This window comes from Vallitalea longa (assembly GCF_027923465.1).
GTDB lineage: Bacteria > Bacillota > Clostridia > Lachnospirales > Vallitaleaceae > Vallitalea > Vallitalea longa.
In genome coordinates this window covers 197425-220242 of the sequence record NZ_BRLB01000003.1, presented here as the reverse complement: position 1 = coordinate 220242, position 22818 = coordinate 197425, and the positions used below count along the sequence as shown (strand labels likewise).

General features: G+C 30.0%; 15 protein-coding genes. All 15 read right to left on the bottom strand.

Going from position 1 to position 22818, the window contains the following annotated elements; all coding sequences use genetic code 11:
• Window positions 1–60: 60 nt before the first annotated feature.
• Window positions 61–1221, bottom strand: a complete 1161-nt coding sequence (locus QMG30_RS08925; RefSeq protein ID WP_281814724.1) for a DUF3798 domain-containing protein — start codon at window positions 1219–1221, stop codon at window positions 61–63.
• A 377-nt stretch (window positions 1222–1598) separates the two neighbouring features.
• Complete coding sequence (locus QMG30_RS08920) at window positions 1599–2519, bottom strand: helix-turn-helix transcriptional regulator (protein WP_281814723.1); 921 nt, start codon at window positions 2517–2519, stop codon at window positions 1599–1601.
• 67 nt (window positions 2520–2586) lie between these two features.
• Window positions 2587–3483: a DMT family transporter gene (locus QMG30_RS08915; RefSeq protein ID WP_281814722.1), complete on the bottom strand. Its 897-nt coding sequence runs from the start codon at window positions 3481–3483 to the stop codon at window positions 2587–2589.
• Window position 3484: 1 nt separating this feature from the next.
• A complete protein-coding gene (locus QMG30_RS08910) occupies window positions 3485–5806 on the bottom strand; it encodes a glycoside hydrolase family 65 protein (protein ID WP_281814721.1) in 2322 nt (773 codons plus the stop codon).
• 14 nt (window positions 5807–5820) lie between these two features.
• A complete protein-coding gene (locus QMG30_RS08905) occupies window positions 5821–8889 on the bottom strand; it encodes a glycoside hydrolase family 2 TIM barrel-domain containing protein (protein ID WP_281814720.1) in 3069 nt (1022 codons plus the stop codon).
• Window positions 8890–9144: 255 nt separating this feature from the next.
• Window positions 9145–10572, bottom strand: coding sequence for an ABC transporter substrate-binding protein (locus QMG30_RS08900; protein WP_281814719.1), 1428 nt, complete (start codon window positions 10570–10572; stop codon window positions 9145–9147).
• Window positions 10573–10901: 329 nt separating this feature from the next.
• Window positions 10902–12542: a right-handed parallel beta-helix repeat-containing protein gene (locus tag QMG30_RS08895; protein WP_281814718.1), complete on the bottom strand. Its 1641-nt coding sequence runs from the start codon at window positions 12540–12542 to the stop codon at window positions 10902–10904.
• An 87-nt stretch (window positions 12543–12629) separates the two neighbouring features.
• Window positions 12630–13922: a Gfo/Idh/MocA family protein gene (locus tag QMG30_RS08890; RefSeq protein WP_281814717.1), complete on the bottom strand. Its 1293-nt coding sequence runs from the start codon at window positions 13920–13922 to the stop codon at window positions 12630–12632.
• A 48-nt stretch (window positions 13923–13970) separates the two neighbouring features.
• Window positions 13971–14804, bottom strand: a complete 834-nt coding sequence (locus tag QMG30_RS08885) for a carbohydrate ABC transporter permease (protein WP_281814716.1) — start codon at window positions 14802–14804, stop codon at window positions 13971–13973.
• Window positions 14805–14819: 15 nt separating this feature from the next.
• Entirely contained in the window at window positions 14820–15704 is an 885-nt protein-coding gene (locus QMG30_RS08880) for a carbohydrate ABC transporter permease (RefSeq protein ID WP_281814715.1), read from the bottom strand.
• A 638-nt stretch (window positions 15705–16342) separates the two neighbouring features.
• Window positions 16343–17338 (bottom strand): ABC transporter ATP-binding protein, encoded by a 996-nt coding sequence (locus QMG30_RS08875; protein WP_281814714.1) that lies wholly within the window; start codon window positions 17336–17338, stop codon window positions 16343–16345.
• Entirely contained in the window at window positions 17331–18317 is a 987-nt protein-coding gene (locus QMG30_RS08870; RefSeq protein WP_281814713.1) for an ABC transporter ATP-binding protein, read from the bottom strand. The genes QMG30_RS08875 and QMG30_RS08870 overlap by 8 nt, the downstream gene beginning before the upstream one ends.
• Window positions 18295–19293 carry an ABC transporter permease gene (locus QMG30_RS08865; protein WP_281814712.1) on the bottom strand — a complete coding sequence of 333 codons (999 nt, stop codon included), beginning with the start codon at window positions 19291–19293 and terminating at the stop codon, window positions 18295–18297. Before QMG30_RS08865 ends, QMG30_RS08870 begins: the two co-directional genes overlap by 23 nt.
• Window positions 19293–20333 (bottom strand): ABC transporter permease, encoded by a 1041-nt coding sequence (locus QMG30_RS08860; protein WP_281814710.1) that lies wholly within the window; start codon window positions 20331–20333, stop codon window positions 19293–19295. The genes QMG30_RS08865 and QMG30_RS08860 overlap by 1 nt, the downstream gene beginning before the upstream one ends.
• Before the next feature lie 75 nt (window positions 20334–20408).
• Window positions 20409–22181, bottom strand: coding sequence for an ABC transporter substrate-binding protein (locus QMG30_RS08855; RefSeq protein ID WP_281814708.1), 1773 nt, complete (start codon window positions 22179–22181; stop codon window positions 20409–20411).
• Window positions 22182–22818 lie beyond the last annotated feature (637 nt).

Here is a 22818-nt window from a genome sequence, read left to right as displayed (position 1 = left end):
CAATCTATCCACCATAAAAAATGTATTATAGACAGTCCCTTACTTATATGATATTTAAACCTATAGATCTATAAAATCAATTAAAACTAAGAAATAATTATCAAATTGTTTACCATTTTCCTCTAATAGTGATATATTAATAGCAATTTCCTCACCATCATCTGTCTTGGCATAATCAGTAAAGCATTCTTTTATTTTTTCTTCATTAATTTTTTCTTTGAACTTACCCTCTATCCATTGTTTCGCATATTGCGCCCCTGCTTCAATAAACATCATATTTACTGGAACAGGCCATGTGGACATTCTACCTGTCATATCATTTTCCGCATTGATTCTTCTTATTTCATCTATAACATAACCTGTGTCACCTTTTTTGTCTTCTGGTATTTCTATTTCTAGAGCTGCAGGAAATCCATGATATGGTGATGGACAACATGGTTGTGGATAAATAGCATGTTGCTGAAATACTGATTTGATAAGTGGTGGCTGCATAGCACAGTTAGTTGAGAAAAATGCTGTATCTTCTCCATATTGTTGAACTTTTTTAGGTACGTCTTCAATAATGAATTGTTGTGCACCCGAAGGACCCGCATCTCCTGTTGGATCTGGAGCAGTAGCATCAACGAATTTTATACCATATTTCTCACAATTTTCTTTGAATAGATCTCTTCTTGCTGCAAGTAAAGCATAAGACATATGTCTTGGGAAAGAATAATGTACAAATGTTTCTGCACCTTGTTTTTTTGCTTGATCAATAACTGCTGTACCCATTCCCAGTTCATCCATTTGGAAACAAACATCTGCTCTATCTGCTATCATATTAGGATCTTCTCCTGATGTACCAACAATAATTAATAGATCATCTCTTGTCTCTAGAACTTTATCTATTGCAGCCGATGTACCTGGAACTCCTTGGCATACAACAAGTGCTTTCACTTTTGGATCAGCAGCAATACCAGCTATATTAGCTATAACTGTTTCTTGCTCATCCATAAATTTCTCTGGGTAAGTCTGAAGAATAACCTTATCTTCACCATATTCATCAATAAACTTTTGCTTAGTTGTCTGTGCTGCTCTGTATTCTTCCTCATTTTGAGATACAGTACCTGTGATGATACCTATCTTCCAGTCACCTGTAGATTTCTTGTCACATCCAGCAAATAATGAAATGCATATAGATACAACAAGAAAAATCGAAAATAATCTCCTTACTGATTTCATAAAATACCTCCCACAATCTTTTACTTAATTAATAATTACACTATCAATATTATGAAAAAATATAATCAGCAACAAGTTGTCTAAATATTGTGTAAAAAAAAATGTTTTTTTAAGTAAGTTAATGTAAATTATTTTATTACTATAATATATTTTACTGGACATAGTATTATGTATATTTTTAACAAATAGTCTAGTTGTTTGCAGTATATTACCAACTATATCTAACAAAAACTTCAAGTGAAGTACTCATAAAACTTTTTTAACACAATAAAAAACTCCTTAATTAATTAATAATTAAAGAGTTTTGGTTATATCGTTTATTTATTTGAGCTCGCAAAACTAGAATAAAAAACTATTCTTTGTAAAAGATTTTATGATTATAAAGAATAATATAGCTCCAATAAATCTTCTCTAGCCTTCACAGGTGTTTTGCCTTCATATTTCTTAAACACACTGCAAAAATAATTTTCATTATTGAAACCTACCATATCTGCTATATCAGCAACATTCAGGTCCATTTCCAAAAATAATTTTTTAGCTTGAGCTATTCTATATTTGTTCAAATATTCTACTAACTTTTCCCCTTGAAGCTGTTTGAATATTCTACTGGCATACTCTGAATTCAGTCCTGTATCTCTGCAAATATCACCAACAGATAATTTTTTGTAATAATTCCTTGCTATATATGCTTTTATCTGGTTAACGACATATAGTTTTTTGTTTCCGTTTTCTTTTTTGTTATTGGTTTGTTTAATTACATGTCTAAGAATCTCTAAGAAATAAATCTTTGCAGATATCTGCCAGTAATCATCTTGTTTAATATATGCATTATATATTCTTCTGAACAAATATTCAACTTCGTCAGGATTATTGAATCTCATATACTCCGGTAGCATATATCCATCTTCAAAAACTGGATTTTCTCTCATATGTTCCGTATATTTAAGGATTTCACCAAAAAGTGTAACATACTTTTCTGCATCATTATAAAAATCATAATGCCATTCTTTATCGTTATAATAGAAGAAATCACAATGAAACCAATATAATTCTCCTAATAAATCCTCATCAACCCAAAATTCATGAGATGTATTAGGTTGTATAAGAATCAAATCACCTCTTTTAATTTTGTAATACCTATCTAATATTTTTACATTAGCTGTTCCTTTAAAACAATATAAAAATTGATGATCGTATATTTTTCTAGACTTGTGTCTCCAAGAATCTTGATGTTGTAATCCTACTTCACGTATGAATGGACATAATTCATCAAATGAATGTATTCTTTGTTTATGCATAATATCACCTAGTCAGTTTTAGTCTATTACATTATAACATAAATATTATAAGAATAAGGAAGATATTTTATACCTTATTCTTATGTTTTGATTTTATATCCACTTCAGTAAGAATAACAGCACTTAGTATAATAGCTCCACCTACTATAATTTTAGCAGTTAATGGCTCTAGCGATAAAATTACTGAAAATAAAGTTCCAAAGAAACCTTCCATGGAAAGTATGATACCTGTTTTGGATGCAGTAGTATGCTTCTGAGCTGATGTCTGCATAAAATAACATATGCAAGTACTGAAAATACCAAGATATAAAACAGCAGGTAAAGCACTTTCCCAATTAACTGTATAAAAAGAATCCAAATCAAATATTACTAATACGATACTTGATAAAATGGCAGCTGTCGTTATTTGAATTAATGTAATTATCTTAGCACTGCTACTTTTTACGGCAATTTCCAAATAAGCAATATGTAATGCAAAACCAACAGCACACACAAAAATCATTAAATCACCAAAATTAAATGAAGATAATCCATTCTTAGGTGAAATCGTTAAAATTCCTACTCCCAATAAAGTAACTACAGCCAATATAAATGATTTCGCTGGAGGACGTTTTCTTGTCATTATCCATACAATAAATGGAACCATAATTACATTAGTAGCAGTAATAAATGCACTATTAGAAACAGTTGTTTGAGACTGCCCTATAGTCTGCGCATAAAATGCTAGAAATAGTATACAACCAGCTATAATACCATGCTTTAATTCTTTACCTTTTATCAATTTCAATTGTTTAATAGATGTTAATATCAAAATCAAAGCTGCTACACTAAAACGCATAACCATAATCAATGATACACTCATATTTGCTTGAATAGCATATTCTGTTGCTATAAAACCGCTACCCCATATGATTGCAACAACGACAAGTTGTATATCAGCTTTTAATTCTATTTTGTTTTTCATTTTATGCTCCTCCATAAATACGTTCTTCACCATCAACTATATATTTGAAAGAACCATTACAGTTATCTGAATTTATTATTACGTCATCTTGCGTAATTAAAATTCTGAGAATACTACCTCTCCAATTGATAGAATAACTAACTTTTTCCCAGTTATCCGGCAACTTAGGATTAAACACTAAAGTACCGTTATTATCAACAGACATCCCGCAGTAACCTAGTGTGACACACTGCCAAGACCCTCCAGCAGAAGCTGCATGGATTCCTTCACGTGTATTACCTTGATTGTTTGTCATATCAACATATGCTGAACGACAAAGATATTCATACGCTCTTTCATAATCTCCAACACGTAAACCCATTAAACAGTGAATACTTGGGCTTAATGAAGAACGATGTAAAGTTCTTTTTTCATAATACTCGAAATTGGTTCTCTGTGTATCAATATCATAATCATATTCCATTAAAAACATAAGCATCACTACATCAGCTTGCTTAAGTATACATCTATCTTCTTTTTTTACTGCTTCAAGTGATTTTGGTAAAATCGGCATACCATTTTTATCCCATTCATCAATCTCAGCATCAACTAGATTAAAGTAACCATCGTACTGTTCGATTAGTCCTTCTTTATCTTTAATATAGATTTTATCGACTTTATCTTTCCATATTATCAATTCATCTTCGTCAAGTTTGATTTTATTTAAAAGATTATTATACATTACTTTATCATTTTCTTTATAATACTTCAAATATTTTAATGCTTGATTAATATTCCATTTTGCTAAATGATTAGTATAAGCATTATTATCTACTGGTTCATGCCATTCATCTGGTCCTGTTACTTTAGTTATTTCATATCTGTCCTCTTGTTCATTATATTCTAATCTAGAAACCCAGAATCTTCCAGTTTCGACTATTAATTCAAGACCCATTCCATCTAAAAATTCTTTATCCTTAGTGAACTTATAATATCTATTGGCACCATATGCAACAGCAGCTGTAACATGGTGTTCGTAATCTGCTACATAACATCTGTAACATGTTCCATCTGGTTCTATTGTCCATTCTGGACATTCCTCATCACCTGTATCAGCTGATTCCCATGGATATTTAGCACCTTCATATCCATTTTTATTAGCATTTTCTCTTGCTTTATCAAGAAGACGATATCTATATTCCACTAGATTATGAGCTACTTCTGGAAATACATAATTGAAAAATGGGAGAATGAATAATTCTGTATCCCAAAAAGCATGTCCTCCATATTCTTCACCATGAATAAGTTTCGCTCCAATATTAGTAGAAGGATCATTAGGATTAGGAGTACTCATTACATGGAAAATATTGAATCTTAATGCTTTCTGCATTTTTTCATCCCCAGTAATCTGTAGATCTGCCATATCCCATAATTTATAATATTCTTTTATATGATCTTCCAACTCATTATCAAAACCTTTTTTTACAAAAGTTTCTAGATCATTTAGGACTGTATCTTTTACATTGTCCGATTCTCTACCAGTACAAATATTAGCATATTTTTCTATAACTATGGTTTCACCTTGCTTAACATCAGCATCCAAAAACTCACAAGCTATTTCACCAAACTTCTTGAATGTCCTGCTTTTCAATCTATCATTACCATCATTATCTTTAATTTCAACAGCAGTTCCTGTTCCTATAGGGGTTTTATCATCTCTCGTATTACTTTCCAGATAACAACCGAAATCACTAAACTCACATACTTGTTCTGTACTTAGATGTTTAACTCTGAATCTAGGAAAATCTATGAAGTTAGTTACTGTTCCATCAATTATATTTTCAAATTCTATAACACCCTCATAATTTAATGGTGTGACAAATACCTTAAAAGCTCCACATCTTGGATTTTTTCTACTGAGGAATTTAATAATCTCTATCCTTGTCTCTCTACCATCATAAGCAGTTGAAACATAATGTTTAGCTACAAGACCTTTTTTCATATCAAGAATTCTTACATATTCTTTAACATCTTTACCACTCTCAATACCAATCTGTTCACACTCATAATACATTTTCAATTTATTCCAATCAGGAGTGTTACATAATTCTCTTTGAAAAGCTTCTGACCTATCAAATATACCATGAATGTAATTTGCTGGAAGAGTTCTTCTTACATCTCCTTCTTCATGGCTACCTCTATTTCCCATATAGCCACTTGCTAATCCAAATAATGTTTCATATACGAGATTTTCTCTAGGATCATAATTATCCTCTTCTATAATCCACTCATCTTCTGATATTATGTTCTGTATTTCACTTGTAAACTTGTTTTTATATGCCATATTAGCCTCCTATATTAATTTATGACCGTATTAACATAATCAATAGCTTCTCTTCCAATAGCTATTTTACTAACATTATTCTTAATCGGTACAATAGATAAGTTCCAGTTAAATGGTATAGTAAACACTTTATATTGATTCATTCTATCTGGACCACAGCTCTGACTGCCTAAACCAGAATTTCTCATATCGCAATTCACCAATAGATAATCTTCTCTATTTAAATCACAATGATATTTTTCTTTTATAAGGTTATCATCTTCAACATCTCTAACACTAAAATCCATGCTCTTATCAGTTCCTACTGCAAAACCTTCTTCATTATCATTTGTTAATACAGCCCATTTAACGTCTGTCCTATTTCCATTTTCTTGAGGAGATAGATATCCAAACTCCATTTCTTCAAAAGTTAAGCTGTAAATACCATCTTTTGCATTAGATTTACTGTCACAATAACATTCTCCTGGACCTTTACCATGATACAAGATGTTGATAAATTCTTTACTTATTTTCATTTGAGAACCTAGTTTTGGCAGATGTCCAGGTTTATCACCACTAAAAAAGCCATCATAGTTAATATTAATATTGCCATCATAAGATACTTTGTAAGTAATCGTTACAAAAGAACTCCATTCTAATGCTTTTGGTGCGAATTTACCCTTTAAAACTAGTTCCAATAAATCACCATCGCTATTTTGATTAACATTGTAAACACTCATTATCATAGAATGGATATGTTTTTCGTTCCATTCTTTTTTATTTTCAATGTCATTATCTGTAAATGCTCTATAGAAATTAAGTTCTGGACCTTTATCAATAATTAATTTATCATTAACAGTATAATTATAAATCCTGCCATCTATTAAAGATATATCAAAATTAAATCCTTTTCCACTTATTGATAGAACATTTTCTTTTTCAATTATTTCAGCTGGTTTGAGATTAGATATTTTCTTAGGTCTATAATTATTTATCAAAAGTCTTTCGCTTCCGGCTTTCCAACCTTTTTCAGCCCATACTAGATCTTTATTTAATACAAATTGTACATCTAACCACACATCATCTTCATTATCTGAAATATATAAATCATCATCTATCTTAATATAAACTGTTTCATGAGGATTAGCAACAGGCATTTTTATTGTTTTAGTTTTCATTTCTTTATCATTTTCAATTATAGTACACACTAAATCAAAAGAATCAAGGTTCAAGAAATCCCATCTGTTCTTTACTTTGATATACTGCTTATCCCACGAAAAATCTACTACATGAACATTTTCAATGACTTTTGCATACTCATAGAAACCAGGTGTAGGTGTTGAGTCTGCCATTAACAGACCATCCATACAAAAATTCCCATTATGAAATTTCTCTCCAAATTCACCTCCAAAATAATAACGTTCATTTCCTTTATTATCTTTTTGATAAACTCCCTGATCTTTAAATTCCCATACAAATATGCCTTGGACACGATTTGATTTTTCAACTAAGGTGTAATATTCTTTTAGACTTCCAGGACCATTACCCATTGCATGAGCAAACTCACATAATATATGAGGTCTTTTAGGTGACAATTGTGTATCTAATTCATATAACGAACCTACAGAAGAATACATTGTGCTACTAACATCAATAGATTCGTTTTTAAAATCTCCCTCATAGTGTACAGGTCTGATAGGTTCATTTTTTTTACACCATTCATACATTTTCTTAAAATTATTTCCATAAGATGATTCATTTCCTAACGACCATAGTATGACACATGTATGATTTCTATCTCTTTCAACTACTCTTTCAATTCTGTCAATATATGAAGGTAACCATTTCTCATCATTACATAACCTTGTATCTTGTTTAATTATTTCAAAACCGTGTGTCTCTAAATCAGCTTCGTCAATAACATATATACCGAATTCATCACATATATCATAAAAAAATGGATTGTTGGGATAATGAGAAGTTCTTATTGCATTCATGCCATTATCTTTAATTAATTTTAATTCTCTCAATGTTTGCTCATAAGTAACTGCTCTTCCATTTAAAGGTGAATATTCATGTCTATTAACACCTTTCATTAGGATTTTGGTACCATTAAGTAATAGATTACCATCTATGATAGCTAAACTTCTAAATCCTATTTTTTGTGGAATTGATTCAATTGTTATACCCTCTGCTGTTTTTAGATTAGCAATGACCGTATATAAAAATGGTTCTTCTGCGTTCCATGCTTTTACATTATCAATATACATTTTGAAATTTTGTTCTGCATCCTTTATGGATTTGATCAATCTATCATTTTCATAAATATTAATATCTAATTTAGTATTTTCACCGACTATTTTACTTTTGATATTTAGTATACCGGTTGATTTTTCAATATCAAAATCTGTATCTAAATTAATATTACTTATATATGATTTTTTTCTTATAATCAAGTATACATCTCTAATAATACCACCAAGCCACCACATATCCTGATCTTCTAGATATGTACCATCTGAATATTGATATACCACTACATATAAATCATTTTCTCCTTCATGAACATAAGTTGTTATATCAAATTCGCTTGGCATACGGCTACCTTGACTATAACCAACTTTCTGACCATTAATATATAGATGAAAAGCACTTTCAACTCCCTCAAATCTAATTGACAAATTATCAAGCATATGATTTTCAACCATTATTTTTCTTCTATAAATACCTGTCTCATTATCTAATGATGGTATGTTCGGTGGGTCTACTGGGAAAGGATACCACAAATCAGTATAAATAAATTTTCCATAACCATCATACTGCCAATTCAACGGAACTTTTATTTTACTATATTCATCATAACTGGGATTGTTTAATTCGTCATTAGTAACCTTTAAAGGAGAATTGAACCATTTGAAATCCCACTCTCCGTTTAAATCAACAATCCTATCTGATAATTTACTATCAAATTCTAAAGCCGAATTTTCATCTCCATAAGGATAGAAATGTGCTCTTGAAGGTTTTCTATTTTTATATAATATATTATTATTACTCCAATCAAAATTCGAAAGTTGAAACATCTCTTCACTCCATTCTAAAATCATTTCTATATCTACTGCCAAATCTAATAATTAAAATATTTACTTTTATAGTTTATCATTTAATTATTTCATTAAAAAATAAAAAACATTAATTAGTTATAAAAATTAGATATGGTTACTTTTTTTAGCTATAATATTCTTTTTAACAGCAAAAACTATAGATATTAATAGATCATTTTTATATAAAAAGGCTCGTACTCTCTTTTCACAGATGAATACGAGTCTTTTAGATTTATAATATACTACTAACCAAAAATATTATTTATTGAATTCAGAATAATATTCATAATGATTTTCTATGGATTTATATTCAATACCGTTTCTTTCAGTATCTTCCATTAATTTCTTTTGGAAAGCCTTTATTACTTCCTTTGGCTCCTTATTATTAATGAAAATATCGCTACCAGCACTTCGTAATCCTTTTGCTTTTGCTTCATCAGTTGGGATAACCCCTAAGAATACTAATCTGTCACTATACTCATTAGCCATACCAATATTTGGTAATTCTTTCAATCTTTCATCATCTGATATATCAATACTTTTTGCTGGTATAACACCTATATGCATTGAATTATCAATTAGATTTTTGTTTTCAGCCACATAATATTTCAAGAAATCGAATGCTACTTCTCTTTTTTTCTCATCAGTTGCTGAAACTGATAATAACCATTCAAATACTTTTGTATCATAAGCTGGTGGTACACTACCATCTTCTGTTGGCATCATGAAAAAGCCCCAGTCTACATCTGGATAAGAACTATTCAAGTATCCGCCTACCCAGTTCCATTGGTATATCATAGCTACTTGTCCATTACCCATTTGGTCTTCACAATCACCATCTGAATACATCATGAATCCGTCTTCTTTAAAGTCTTTCAACAAATCAATATTATTATAAGTTGTTTCATTATCGAAATTCCAAGTGAATTGGTCTTCTTTAAATATTGGTTCTCCTTTTTGTAAGTTAAGAGCTATAATCATATTTTCGAAAGTATGATCGATTGAGAAACCATATTGAGTAATATTACCTTTACTGTCTTTCTTAGTTAATTTCTTTCCAATTTCAGCAAATTCATCCCATGTTTTAGGTATATCTGTTTCAGTTAAGCCTGCTTCAGTCCACATAGCTTTATTATAGTAGATACCGCCTCCAAATGTAGTTCCTAGTGGAATGGAATATAATTTATCATCAACTTTAATTTTTTCAACTTCTGGAAAATCTGGTTTCAATTGTTCCATTGGGAAAACATCTTCTGGTAATTCATATGTTTTCTCTTTTAGGTTATTGATAAATGAAGGGTGTGATCTATAAAGATCTGGTCCATTTCCTGCATTTAATGCTAATGGAAGTTTTGTCCAATAATCTCCCCAAGGCTGAACAACAATTTTTATATTAACATTGTCATGAATCTTCATATATGAATCTGCTGCTGCTGTATAAAAACTTTCAACCTCTTGGTCTGTCCATAATACCAAATCAATTTTTTCACCATTGTTGACTACACTATTAATATCATATTTCAAATTATTACCAATATATTCTGGATCCTTATTTTCAACAACATTATTGTCTTTATCTTGATTCCCATCGTTTGTATCATTACCATCTTTTTCTTTATTACCACATCCAGCTAATAATAAAGCTACAACCAACATCATACTAATTATATAACTTATTTTTTTCATTTTGTTCCCACCTTCCAATATATTATGTTATAAGTGTGTCAAAATAAATTCACTCAACTATTAGAACTAATATGTCTTATCAATAACTAGATATATTTTCAATAGTATGCATATATTAAAAATATCTATAATTCAATTGCATAAGACCTATTTTATTCATTCCATTACCCAGTATCATCAAATAACCAATTAGGTTTTTAGTTATTTTGTATACTTTTTGTTTCATAACAGAATGGAATTTATTTAAAATTATTATATTATCATTTCTTGTTTTTGTAAAATAAAAAACCTTATTTTATTATAAAAAATAGATAATTACCAATAATCCATCAATCTCTTCTAAAAATTATTTTTTGATTTCCGATAGAGTTATTATATAATTCAATGTTATCACATGACATTATTTCTAGAGCGATATCACAGTTTCTAATGATATTATTGAATATTTTACTACCATCAGTACAACTAAGTGTTATACCAGTATTTTCATTACCATAAATATTATTATTCTCTATAATTATATTCTTATGAACACCAACTGCATTTTCTTCACATTCTGTGATTACAACAATTCCAGAAGTATTGTTATAAGTTCCATCTCCATAACCACAATCTTTTATTGTATTATTTCTGAGAACTACATTTTCACAGCTTATTGATTCCCACCAACCAGTAGCTGTATCAACATGAATACCAGTGCCAGTACAATTTTCTATAAGGCAATCTTCAATTACAACATTTCTTGTTTGTATTAGACATGCTCTCGCTCTAATATTATTAACATGGCATTTCACAAAACGTAAAGCAGCAACATCATTACTTTTTGTTAATAAATCTCCTACAACTATATTTTCATCAATAGAATCTGTAAAAGTTATAGTAGCCTTCCAATTTTCATCATCCACAGTTACTTCACTAACCGTATTTGATTCAAAAGGCTTTAAATCGGAAACTTTAGAAAATTCAACAGTATCTCCTTTTCTAGGAACATCAAAAACTTGGTCTTGAGTACCATTTTCATTTAAGATTGTTACTTCAACAGTATGTTCATCAAGAATTTCAGTGATATAGTTATAGAATCCATGAACATTTATGGCATCATCGCCCATTCCTTCAAAATAACAATTTTCGAAATCAAGAAGTCCCTCGCAATTAATAAAGTGAGTTGCATCTGTTGTTGTAGACATAATCCTATTATCTTTCGGTTTAACCTGTAAATTACGAAAAGTGATAGTTTTACTGTAATGACCTACGACACCCATTCCAGGATTATTATATAAAGTTATGCTATCAAAATATAAGTTTTCGCTCTCTAGGATATGAATACAAGGTCTATAATTACCCACATGTCTTAGAACCAAATAATTTCCAATTGTTAAATCCTTAGCTACCGATGCATTGAATTTGATTACACCTGGTTCAATGAGTTCAAACTGTGACATATTCCTAAATTTCCATATTAATCCAAAATGTCTATTGAAAGGATCATAATCCATAAGAGCCCATACAGGTTCTTTCCCCTTAACTGGGAAATCATCAAATATATTAACTGTTATTTCATCACCGCTGATTGATTTTATTTCCCCAACTGAGAATGGTGGTCTATCCCAATCGATAATTATATTTTTGAAAACAACATTTTTACATTTTTTAAAAGTAAAAGGTGATATTAAACCATGCATCATCAAAGTAGACCCTCTACCATCTATGACTAGATTATCGACATTTTCAAATAATACTCCAATATTATAAGGAAAACCATATTTTCCCCAATGAGTATCATAATCAAGAGTTCCCTCCATTAACTGTTGAAACTCTTTTATGGCATTATCATCTTTTAACTCATAAGTACCTTTTTCAAAAGTAATGCTGATATCTTTTTTTCCCTTAATTTCATCTGAGATATTACGTAACTTATCTAAAAATTTATCATCATCAGTCATTTTCAAATCAATATAAAAATTATTCATAGGCAGATTTTCTCCTTTTCTATTATTTTCTCTTATTTAAAACCATATAAAATGTATCATTCCAGAATATATTTATTATTTACTTTTTTAAAGTTGTTCATTGACAAATTTATCTAGATCAACACTAACTCCCTCATTTAATCTAGAATACTCAGCAGCAAAAGCCATTACATGACTTTGAATTGATGCATCTATAGAAGTTAGATTATTCTTGATATTATCTTCACTTTGATGTAATTCCATTACACTTTCAACAAGAAGCATATCTCCACCTTCATGCCCATCTAGATCTCCTGCCAATTTTGATATATCTATCTTCTTACCTTCTTTTCCAAAAGGTAGAATCTCTACAGTATGAGTATCAATATTACCAACTATGTTTCCTAATGTACCCATAACTTTTATTTGTCTTCCATCGCTAGTTGTAAAAGCACACATTGTAAAATCTGCTGTGGATTTATCTTCAAACTCCATAATTACTACTTGATGATCTACCACATTATTATCACAATGATATACACATCTTCCATAAGGGCCTGTTTTCAATGCTTCATATATAGTCTCTACAGTAGGTTCATGTACAACTGCAGAACATGGCCATTTCCAGATACCATTTTTCACACCTGTAATAGAATCTGTTACATATATTTTTTCTGCATCATATGGACAATCCTTTTGTACTTTACAACCATCTAAACATCTTTTTGTAGCACCCTCTGGAGCATTTTCTTTTTTGAAATAACTCAAATCCCCGAATGAAGATACTCTCTTACATTTCTTATTCATTAACCAAGCTATTAAATCTAGATCATGACAACTTTTTGCTAATATCATAGGACTTGTCTCATCTGATCGTCTCCAATTGCCTCTTACAAAACTATGAGCCTGATGGAAATACCCTACATTCTCAATAGCTTGGATTGATTTAACATCTCCTATGATTCCAGATTCTATTGCTTTTTTTATTTCTTGATAAAAATAAGTATATCTCATAACATGACAAACCGTTACATTTCTGTTATATTCATGAGCCTTTTCCATAATGGCTATACACTCATCTAAATATGGAGATATAGGTTTTTCCATCATTATATGATAACCTTTTTCTATTCCTGCAATAGCTTGTTTAACATGTTGCTTATCCTGAGTCGTAACAAATAAAATATCTGCTAGTCTAGGTTGTTCAAGCATTTCTTCCGCTGTTTTATAACAATGCTCTTTTGATACATTATACTCTTTCGCTGCATCATTTAATCTATTTTCATTAGGATCTGATATCGCTACAATTTTCATAATATCAGGATTGTTCTTTTGGTATTTGGCATAATCTCGCCCTCTTAATCCGAAGCCTGCCATAGCTACAGTTACACATTTTTTCATTATTCTTCCTCCTTTGAAACATTTAAAATTTATATAAATATATATTATTTATCCTTTTTCTCCACCTAAGGCAATTCCTTGAATAAATGTTTTCTGGAATATTAAATATACAATAACAACTGGAATGACCGCTATAGTTATACCAGCAAACATAGGTCCATAATTAGCGACAAACTGACCTTGTGTCATGGATAATCCAACCGGTATAGTATATTTCGCAACTTCATCCAACATTAGATAAGGCCATAAGTAATTATCCCATTCCCATAGGAATGTAAATATTGCAAGTGCTCCAACTGCATTCAGCATCATAGGCATAACTATCTTATGAAATATTTTCATCTCTGAAGCACCATCTATTCGAGCCGCTTCCAAAAATGAATCTGGTATGCCAAGAGCAAACTGATGCATAAGGAAAACACCAAATCCAGATATGAATGCAGAGTACAAAATAGATATATCTTTCCCTAACCAATTAAACCAGACCATCATTTGATAATTAGGTATAAGAGTTGCTGGCCAAGGTATCATCATTGTAGCTAGAATCATAGTAAAGATAACCCTATTTCCTCTAAATTTAAATTTAGCAAGAACATAACCTACAATAGATGAAACATATATGACAATTACTGTTTTTACAACTGCATAATACAAACTATTCTTAAAGAATATCCCAAAATTATATTTACTAAGTACATCTGTAAAGTTTTTTAGGTATCCCCAATTCTCAGGGAAAAATGCAGGTGGTATTTTTGTTATTTCTGCTGTTGTTTTAAAAGAGCTTAATATCATGAAAATGAAAGGAAGCAACATAACAGCAGCAAAAAATATTAGTATTATATGAACTATTCCATCATAAATTTTAGAATTATTTTTTTTCACAAATTACACCTCATTTTAATTATTTTTATTGAATTTTAATTGAACCATTGACAATATAAATATTATTGCAAACAATATAAACGATATAGCTGAGGCTGAACCAAAGTTATAGTAGGTAAACGCTTCCTCGAATATATAGAATGACATAGTATTTGTATCTGTCCCAGGTCCTCCTTCAGTAATGAACTTGATAGGAGTATATACCTGCATGTAATCAATTAATTTAGTAATAACTAATATCGTAATGGAATTCTTAATTAAAGGGATTGTTATACTTATAAATCTGCGAAATTTTCCTGCACCATCAATCTCAGCACTTTCAAATATACTAGGATCTATACTATTAATCCCCGCAAGAATCAACACAAGAGCATATCCAATATCTTTCCAAGCTTGAACCACCATGATTGCTGGCAAGGCTATAGAACTGTTTTGGAGCCATGGAACTTTTGACAAACCCATTCCCATCAAAACAGAGTTGAAAAATCCATTATCATAATTATACATAAACTTCCAAAGCATTGATACTGCCACCATCGAACTTATTACAGGAAGAAAATAAATTCCTCTATAAAATGAAGTACCTCTCTTAACTGAATGAATGAGTGCTGCAAAAAGCAATCCGAATCCAACTGTTAAGATTAATGAACCAATAGTGAAATAAATTGTATTACCTAATGATTTCCAAAATAGTGGGTTTTTCAAAGCATATGTATAATTATCAACACCTACAAACTTAAATACACTCTGAAATGGATTCCAATTAAAAAAACTAGTACTTAAACCATATATTATAGGAAAAAATACGAAAACAGAATACATTATTACAACCAAAGACATAGTCCATATTATTATAGTTTTCCTCCCTGATTGCTTAATCTTATTCTTGGCTACTTTCAAAGATGCCACCTCCAAAATACTATTAACTATTATTATTGCTTGTTCCTAATTAAATATTAAAACTGATGCTAGAATAAATATAGGCTTAATTTATTATAAAGTACTTTTATAATTTACTTAATTATACATTTCTTTATTGATTATTAAAAATAAAAAACCTTATTTTTTTATAAAATCCCTACAAAAAATAGTTTTTTCTATAATTAATTTTTGATATCTGTTAAGCAAAAATACATATACACCCAATAGAATGGTTAAGAATATTAGTATTTATTAACATATCAATTACTAGTTATTATGTATATCATCTTTTACAACAGCAATAACAAAAGAGGCTACGCATAATAAAAAGTTTCAAAAAAATAGATTCTGTTTAGTATTATAATGATATACTAAACAGAACCTATTTTAAAAAAGAAGATTCTTATTATTAACCTAATGTTTATGATAAGCTACAATCTAAAAATCAATTTAATAATTATAAAACATATAAGAAATATTATAAGAACAAAGGGAAGCAATGTAGTAAGTGCTGCTATTATAATAGCTAAAGTATCACCTTTCTCTAGCTGAATCCCATTTAGGCTTCCATGTTCCTTTTTTTCAAAATTTGTAATTTGTGACATATTATTATTCATTTATTTAACTTCAGCTCCTTTATAATGACATGCTACATAATGTCCTTTAGAAACTTCTTCCCAAATAGGAATTTCTTTTACACATTTTTCTGTTGCAATAGGACAACGGGTATGAAACTTACATCCTGTTGGAGGTGTTACATTGGAAGGTATATCTCCTTCTAATACAATTCTTTGTTTGTTTTTAATTATTTCCAGATTTGTAACAGGTATTGCAGATAGTAAAGCTTTTGTATATGGATGTAATGGATTATTATATAATTCATTCTTAGTAGCTAGTTCAACAAAATTACCTAAGTACATAACTGCAATTCTATCACTTATATGTTTAACAACACTTAAATCATGAGATATGAATAAATATGCCATTCCATATTTTTTTTGTAACCTATCCAATAAATTAATAATTTGTGACTGTATAGATACATCAAGTGCAGAAACTGCTTCATCACATACAATAAATTTTGGCTTTAATGCTAATGCTCTTGCAATTCCTATTCTTTGCCTCTGACCTCCTGAAAATTCATGTGGATACCTATGTATCATATAACTATCAAGTCCGCATGTCTCCATAATTTCCAAAACATATTTTTCTAGTTCTTCTGATTTTTTCTTAAACATGTTGTGAGTAACTACTGCCTCTCCAATAATTTGTCCTACAGTCATTCTAGGATTTAGTGAAGAGTATGGATCCTGAAAAATCAATTGAATTTCTTTTCGTAATGGTACCATTTCTTTTACAGAACATCTTGTTATATCCTCATTTTTATACTTTATTGTACCTTCAGTTGGTTTATATAATTTAAGTATTGTTCTACCAATCGTAGATTTACCACATCCTGATTCTCCAACCAAACCTAATGTTTCACCCTCATATATTTGTAAATCTATTCCATCTACAGCTTTAACTGCTAAAGCTTTCCTATTCTTATCTTTCTGACCTGTAGGAAAATATAGTTTCAATCCTTTGGTTTCTACTATTATATTTTTATTCATAATCTTTCCCCATTTCCGGATAGAAACATCTTACAAAATGATCTTCTTCCACCTTTATTAATTCTGGCATTTCTTTATTACACTTTTCAGTTGCATACTTACACCTAGGTGCAAATCTACATCCTTTTGGTAAATTTAGTGGGTGTGGAACACTCCCGTCTATTTGTTCAAGTTTCTCCAAATCTTCATCTAGTTTCGGAATAGATTTCAATAATCCTCCTGTATATGGATGTTCGAATTTCTTAGTTCCAAATATCTTGTTTACTGGCGCCCTTTCCACCACTTGTCCACAATACATAACAACAACATCATCTGATAACTCAGCTATAACTCCTAAATCATGAGTTATAAACATAATAGCAGTATTAAACGTTTCTTTTAATTCATTCATTAACTTAAAAATCTGTGCTTGAATTGTTACATCCAATGCTGTTGTAGGTTCATCAGCAATAAGTAACTGTGGTCTACAAGCTAATGCCATAGCTATCATAACTCTTTGTCGCATCCCTCCAGAAAATTCATGAGGATAACAATTTATTACCCTCTCAGGTGTAGGTATTTTTACATTTCTAAGAAGGTCTATAGCCTTTACCCAAGCCTCTTTTTTAGATAGCTTTTGATGAAGCATAAGAGGTTCTGTTAACTGTTTTCCAATTCTTAATACAGGATTTAGGGATGTCATAGGTTCTTGAAATATCATAGATATCTTATTTCCTCTAATCTTTCTCATTTCACTAATACTTGAATTGACAAGATTTTTACCATTAAAAACTATTTCTCCTTCTACAATTTTCCCTGGATAATCCAACAAATTTAGAATACTTAATGCAGTTACTGATTTTCCGCTACCTGATTCTCCTACTATACCAAGTGTTTTTCCTTCTTCAATGTGAAAATCCACACCGTTAACAGCTTTTACAATACCTTTATCAGTAAAAAAATACGTACACAGATTATTAACTTCTAATACTTTCCCCACCTTTTGCACCTCCAAATGTTTTACTAAAGAATCTGCCAATTCTACTAAATAAACTTATCTTTTTAATTACTTCTGACTTTGGATCAACAGCATCTCTAAGTCCTTCTCCAATTAAATTAACACTCATTACAAGTAAAAACAATAATATCCCTGGAAATACCCATAGCCACCAATAATTTTTCATGACAACTGATGTAGACGCTCTTTGGAGCAATCCTCCCCACGTAGCAACTGGTTCTTTAACCGAAAGTCCTAAATACGATAGAGATGCCTCAAGCATAATAGAAGTAGCAAAATTTATAGTTGCAGCTACTATTACATAAGCAATAACATTGGGAATAAGGTGTTTAGTTATTTGTTTTCGTGTTGATATACCAAGTACTTTTGTTGCAGTCATAAATTCTTGTTCCTTTAGTGATAAAATTTGCCCCCGAACCATCCTAGCTAAACTTGGCCAACCTAATAGACCAATAATAAATATCATAATAAATAATCTAGTTTCATCTGGATAATCAGCAAACATAGCAGATATAGCTATTGCTAATGCTAAAAATGGAAATGATATAACTATCTCAGCAATACGCATTAAAACAACATCCACATATCCTCCAAAATATCCAGATATTGCACCAAAAATCACACCGATAACTACAATCATCAAAGTAGATAATACTGCTACTTTTAGAGCTATATATCCACCTGTAATTACTCTGTAAAAATAATCACGACCATATTTATCAGTTCCAAACCAATGTTCACTATTAGGTGATGTATACGAACCTTCTCCGATTTCTGATAAATTAGCAAAGTCATAATTAATTAAAACGGTGTACAACTTAAACCCTAATACAAATATTACAATAGCAATGAAAATCCAGAAACCGAACATTGCTAATCTATTTGCTCTAAATTTAATAAACATTAACCGAGTTGGAGAGATTATTCTTTCATGTTTTATTTCTTTATTTAATGACATTATTTTTTCCCTCCTTCTCTAATTCTTGGATCAACTAGCGAATAGCCAACATCCTGCATAAGATTTCCTAACAATGTTAACAGCGCAAAAAATATAAGTGCAACTATTAATACACTTCTATCTCTAAATTTATATGAATCATTAATCAAGTTCCCTATACCTGGCCACACAAAAATTTTCTCAACTATAATAGAACCGCTAAATAACAAAGGTATATTAGCACCTAATAATGTTACAATAGGTATAAGTGCATTTCTAAATGCATGTCTATATATAACAACTTTTTCACTAAGTCCTTTTGCCCTTGCAGTCCTTATATAATCTTGTTTTAAGACCTCTAACATCGAATTACGAACATATTTCAATAGAAATGCTAATTCAGCTAAGGTTATAACTAATACAGGTAATATGTAATACTGAAAATCAGGTCTATAACCCATAGGATCCGTCATACCTGATATTGGTAACCATTTCAAAGTGATTGAAAATAGAAATATTAATAACATAGCTAGAAAAAATCTAGGCAATGAAATCCCAGCTATTGAAAATACAGTAAAAAATTTATCAAATATTGAATTCTTTTTAACTGCTGATTTGATACCTATAACTATTGATAACACAAAAGCCAACGCAAAGCCAAGTAAATTAGCTTTAAATGAATTTAAAATATGCTCACCAATAAACTCTTTAACAGGTCTATTTTTAATTACGGAATATCCAAACTCTCCACTTAATAATTGTTTCCACCATCTAAAAAACCTAACTATAAAAGGATCATTAAGTCCGAGTTTTTGTGTAAAAAACAAACGTTTTTGTTCAATTTCTTCAGGGGTACCAGTAAGCTGCTCTGGATTTAAAAACGCATTTAAAGGATCGCCTGGCATAAATTCTACAATAGAAAAGATAAAAAATGAAATTATTAAGATAACTGGGATGATCAGTAATAATCTTTTAAGTATGTATTTAATGAGTGGTGAATATTTTTCTAAAAAAGAAGGTTTTTTATAATCTGATTCATGTTTTATATCTATGTTTTCCAATATTTATCATCCTTTTCTTGAAAGTCCCTACTCAATAAAACAAATAGGGACTTTTACAATATTTGCTAATATAAATTATTTAAGTGTTGTTTTAAGTAATGCAGGTACCCAGCCCCATATTGCATTAGTATTAAATCCTTTTAATCTCTTACTATATAAATCATGATAATCATTAGAATATAGTGGTAATACTGGCATTTCATCATTCATTAATATTACCCATTCTCTATATGCATTCTTATATACTTCATCACTCTCTGCAGTTCTCATAGTGAGAAGTAACTCATCACATTTATCATTGTTAAAACGAGAAGTATTTGTACCAACACCACTTCCCCATGGATCAACAATTTTATCTGAGTGCCAGTTATCATAACCATCATATACTATATCAAGAGTCGTAGCTAAAGCATACATATGATATTTTCTTTCGTTTTCAGCTAATCCTTGACCATAATAATGATCTAATAATATTGCAAAGTCAACAAAAGATACATCAAATTTAATTCCAAATTCCTTACCAGCTTTACCCATTGTAAGATTAAGTGTATCTGCCCAATCTTGAGAACCTGCTGCAACTTTTATTTCAAGTTTTTCACCATCTTTTGCCCAAATACCATCTGAACCTTTAGCCCAACCTGCTGCTGATAAAATTTCATTAACCTTTTCTTTATCAGATGTATACTTAGTTAAGTTATCGTCAACCCATTTTTCGTCTATCATCCAATAATTTGTAGTGTAAGGTCCATCTGTACTTAGAGAATATTTACCTAAAAATGCTTCACGAAATACTACTCTATCAATTGTGTATGCTATAGCTTGGCGAACTTCTTTATGTCTTACTGGTCCAAAATCAGCATGGAATGTAAGATGACCATAACCTTGCCTTGGATAATTACAATAATCAAAATTATCATCTGCTTTTACTGCTTCAATCTCTTCAGCTTCAACTACACCTGGCAATATATCTATACTTCCAGTAAGTAGTTCATCAAGCTGTGTTTCATCAGAAACAACTTTTGCAATAATGTCTTTAATTTCAGGTTTTATCCCTTCATAATTTCCAATATAATTCTCGTTAACTGTAAGTTTAACATATTGCCCTTCTTTATACTCAACAATCTTATATGGACCATAACCTATAGGATTACTAATTATACTATCTTTTACATGTTGCTGAATTGTTTTGTCTGCTGGTTTATCTTTCATAGCCCATTCTTCACATAATATATTTACAATAAACACGAGACTATCAGTAGCATAATATTTCGCTTTTAAGGTGAACTTAACAGTCAAATCATCAATTTTTTCTACTTTATCAACATATTCATGTAGACTAGAAGTACCACCTGCAGCTGTTATATCTTCGGCATTCATATAAAAATCATATGTAAATATTACATCATCAGCAGTTAATGGAGTACCATCTGAATATACTAAATCTGGTTTAAGTTTGAATGTGTGAACTATTCCATCGTCGCTTTTCTCTCTAGATTCAACAATTGAATTTTCTACAATCTGTCCATCTTCAGTACTAGTCATTAATCCTGCAGGTGAAGTACTAGCACCACCAAATACTAATTGACGTATGTTACCATCATAAGCATTATTACCCCAACCATTGATAAAAAAGCCATTATAGTTAGGAGTTCCAATAGTTACATGACCTGAAGGATTCCATCCTTCTTCTTCTTCCTCTTCTTCCTCCTCAACATCTTGACCATCATCATTTTCTTCAACTTCAACATCATTATTTGGGTCTGTATCAGTTTCTTCAGCTTTTTTACTACATGCTGTAAATGAAACAATTAGAGTCAAAACTAGAAACAACGTTAAAAATTTTTTCATTTTAATTTCCCCTTTTTTATAATTTTTATTTTAAGAATAAGATGAATATTAAATATCACCCTATACATTAAAACCAAAAATATCAAGCGTAAGTTAAAACATTCTAATACTGATAAAAAACGACATTATTAGATATATTTGTAAATAAAGATCTATAAATGTCACCTTATGGAGTAAATTAAATTTTAATCGAAAAGTATTTTAATGTGCCTTTTAAGAAAAATTGGGTATTTTATTTTTTATGATATGTTATTAAGCTGAAATTCAAGTATTAAGATATACTATATTAAGATATATTTTGATATGTTAATATGTTAGATTAAGTTTAGTAATCAAACCTGATGATAGGTTAATTAAATATATTGTATAATGATATGCCAATATAAGATTATTGCTGTTATATAGAAAGTTAATAATTACGTTGAGACATATAAAAATATGTAGCTATTAAATTGTATGTTTTTTTTTCATATTCAATTCATATTTATTATATAAACCAAAAGCAAAACAAATTAAAATGTTTAAAATTTATACTTATATAAGATATATTTGCAATGTATTTTATAATTATTTTGTTTATTGTCTTATATATATGATTATACTAACTTAATAATATATAGTTTGTCAAGTTAGAATT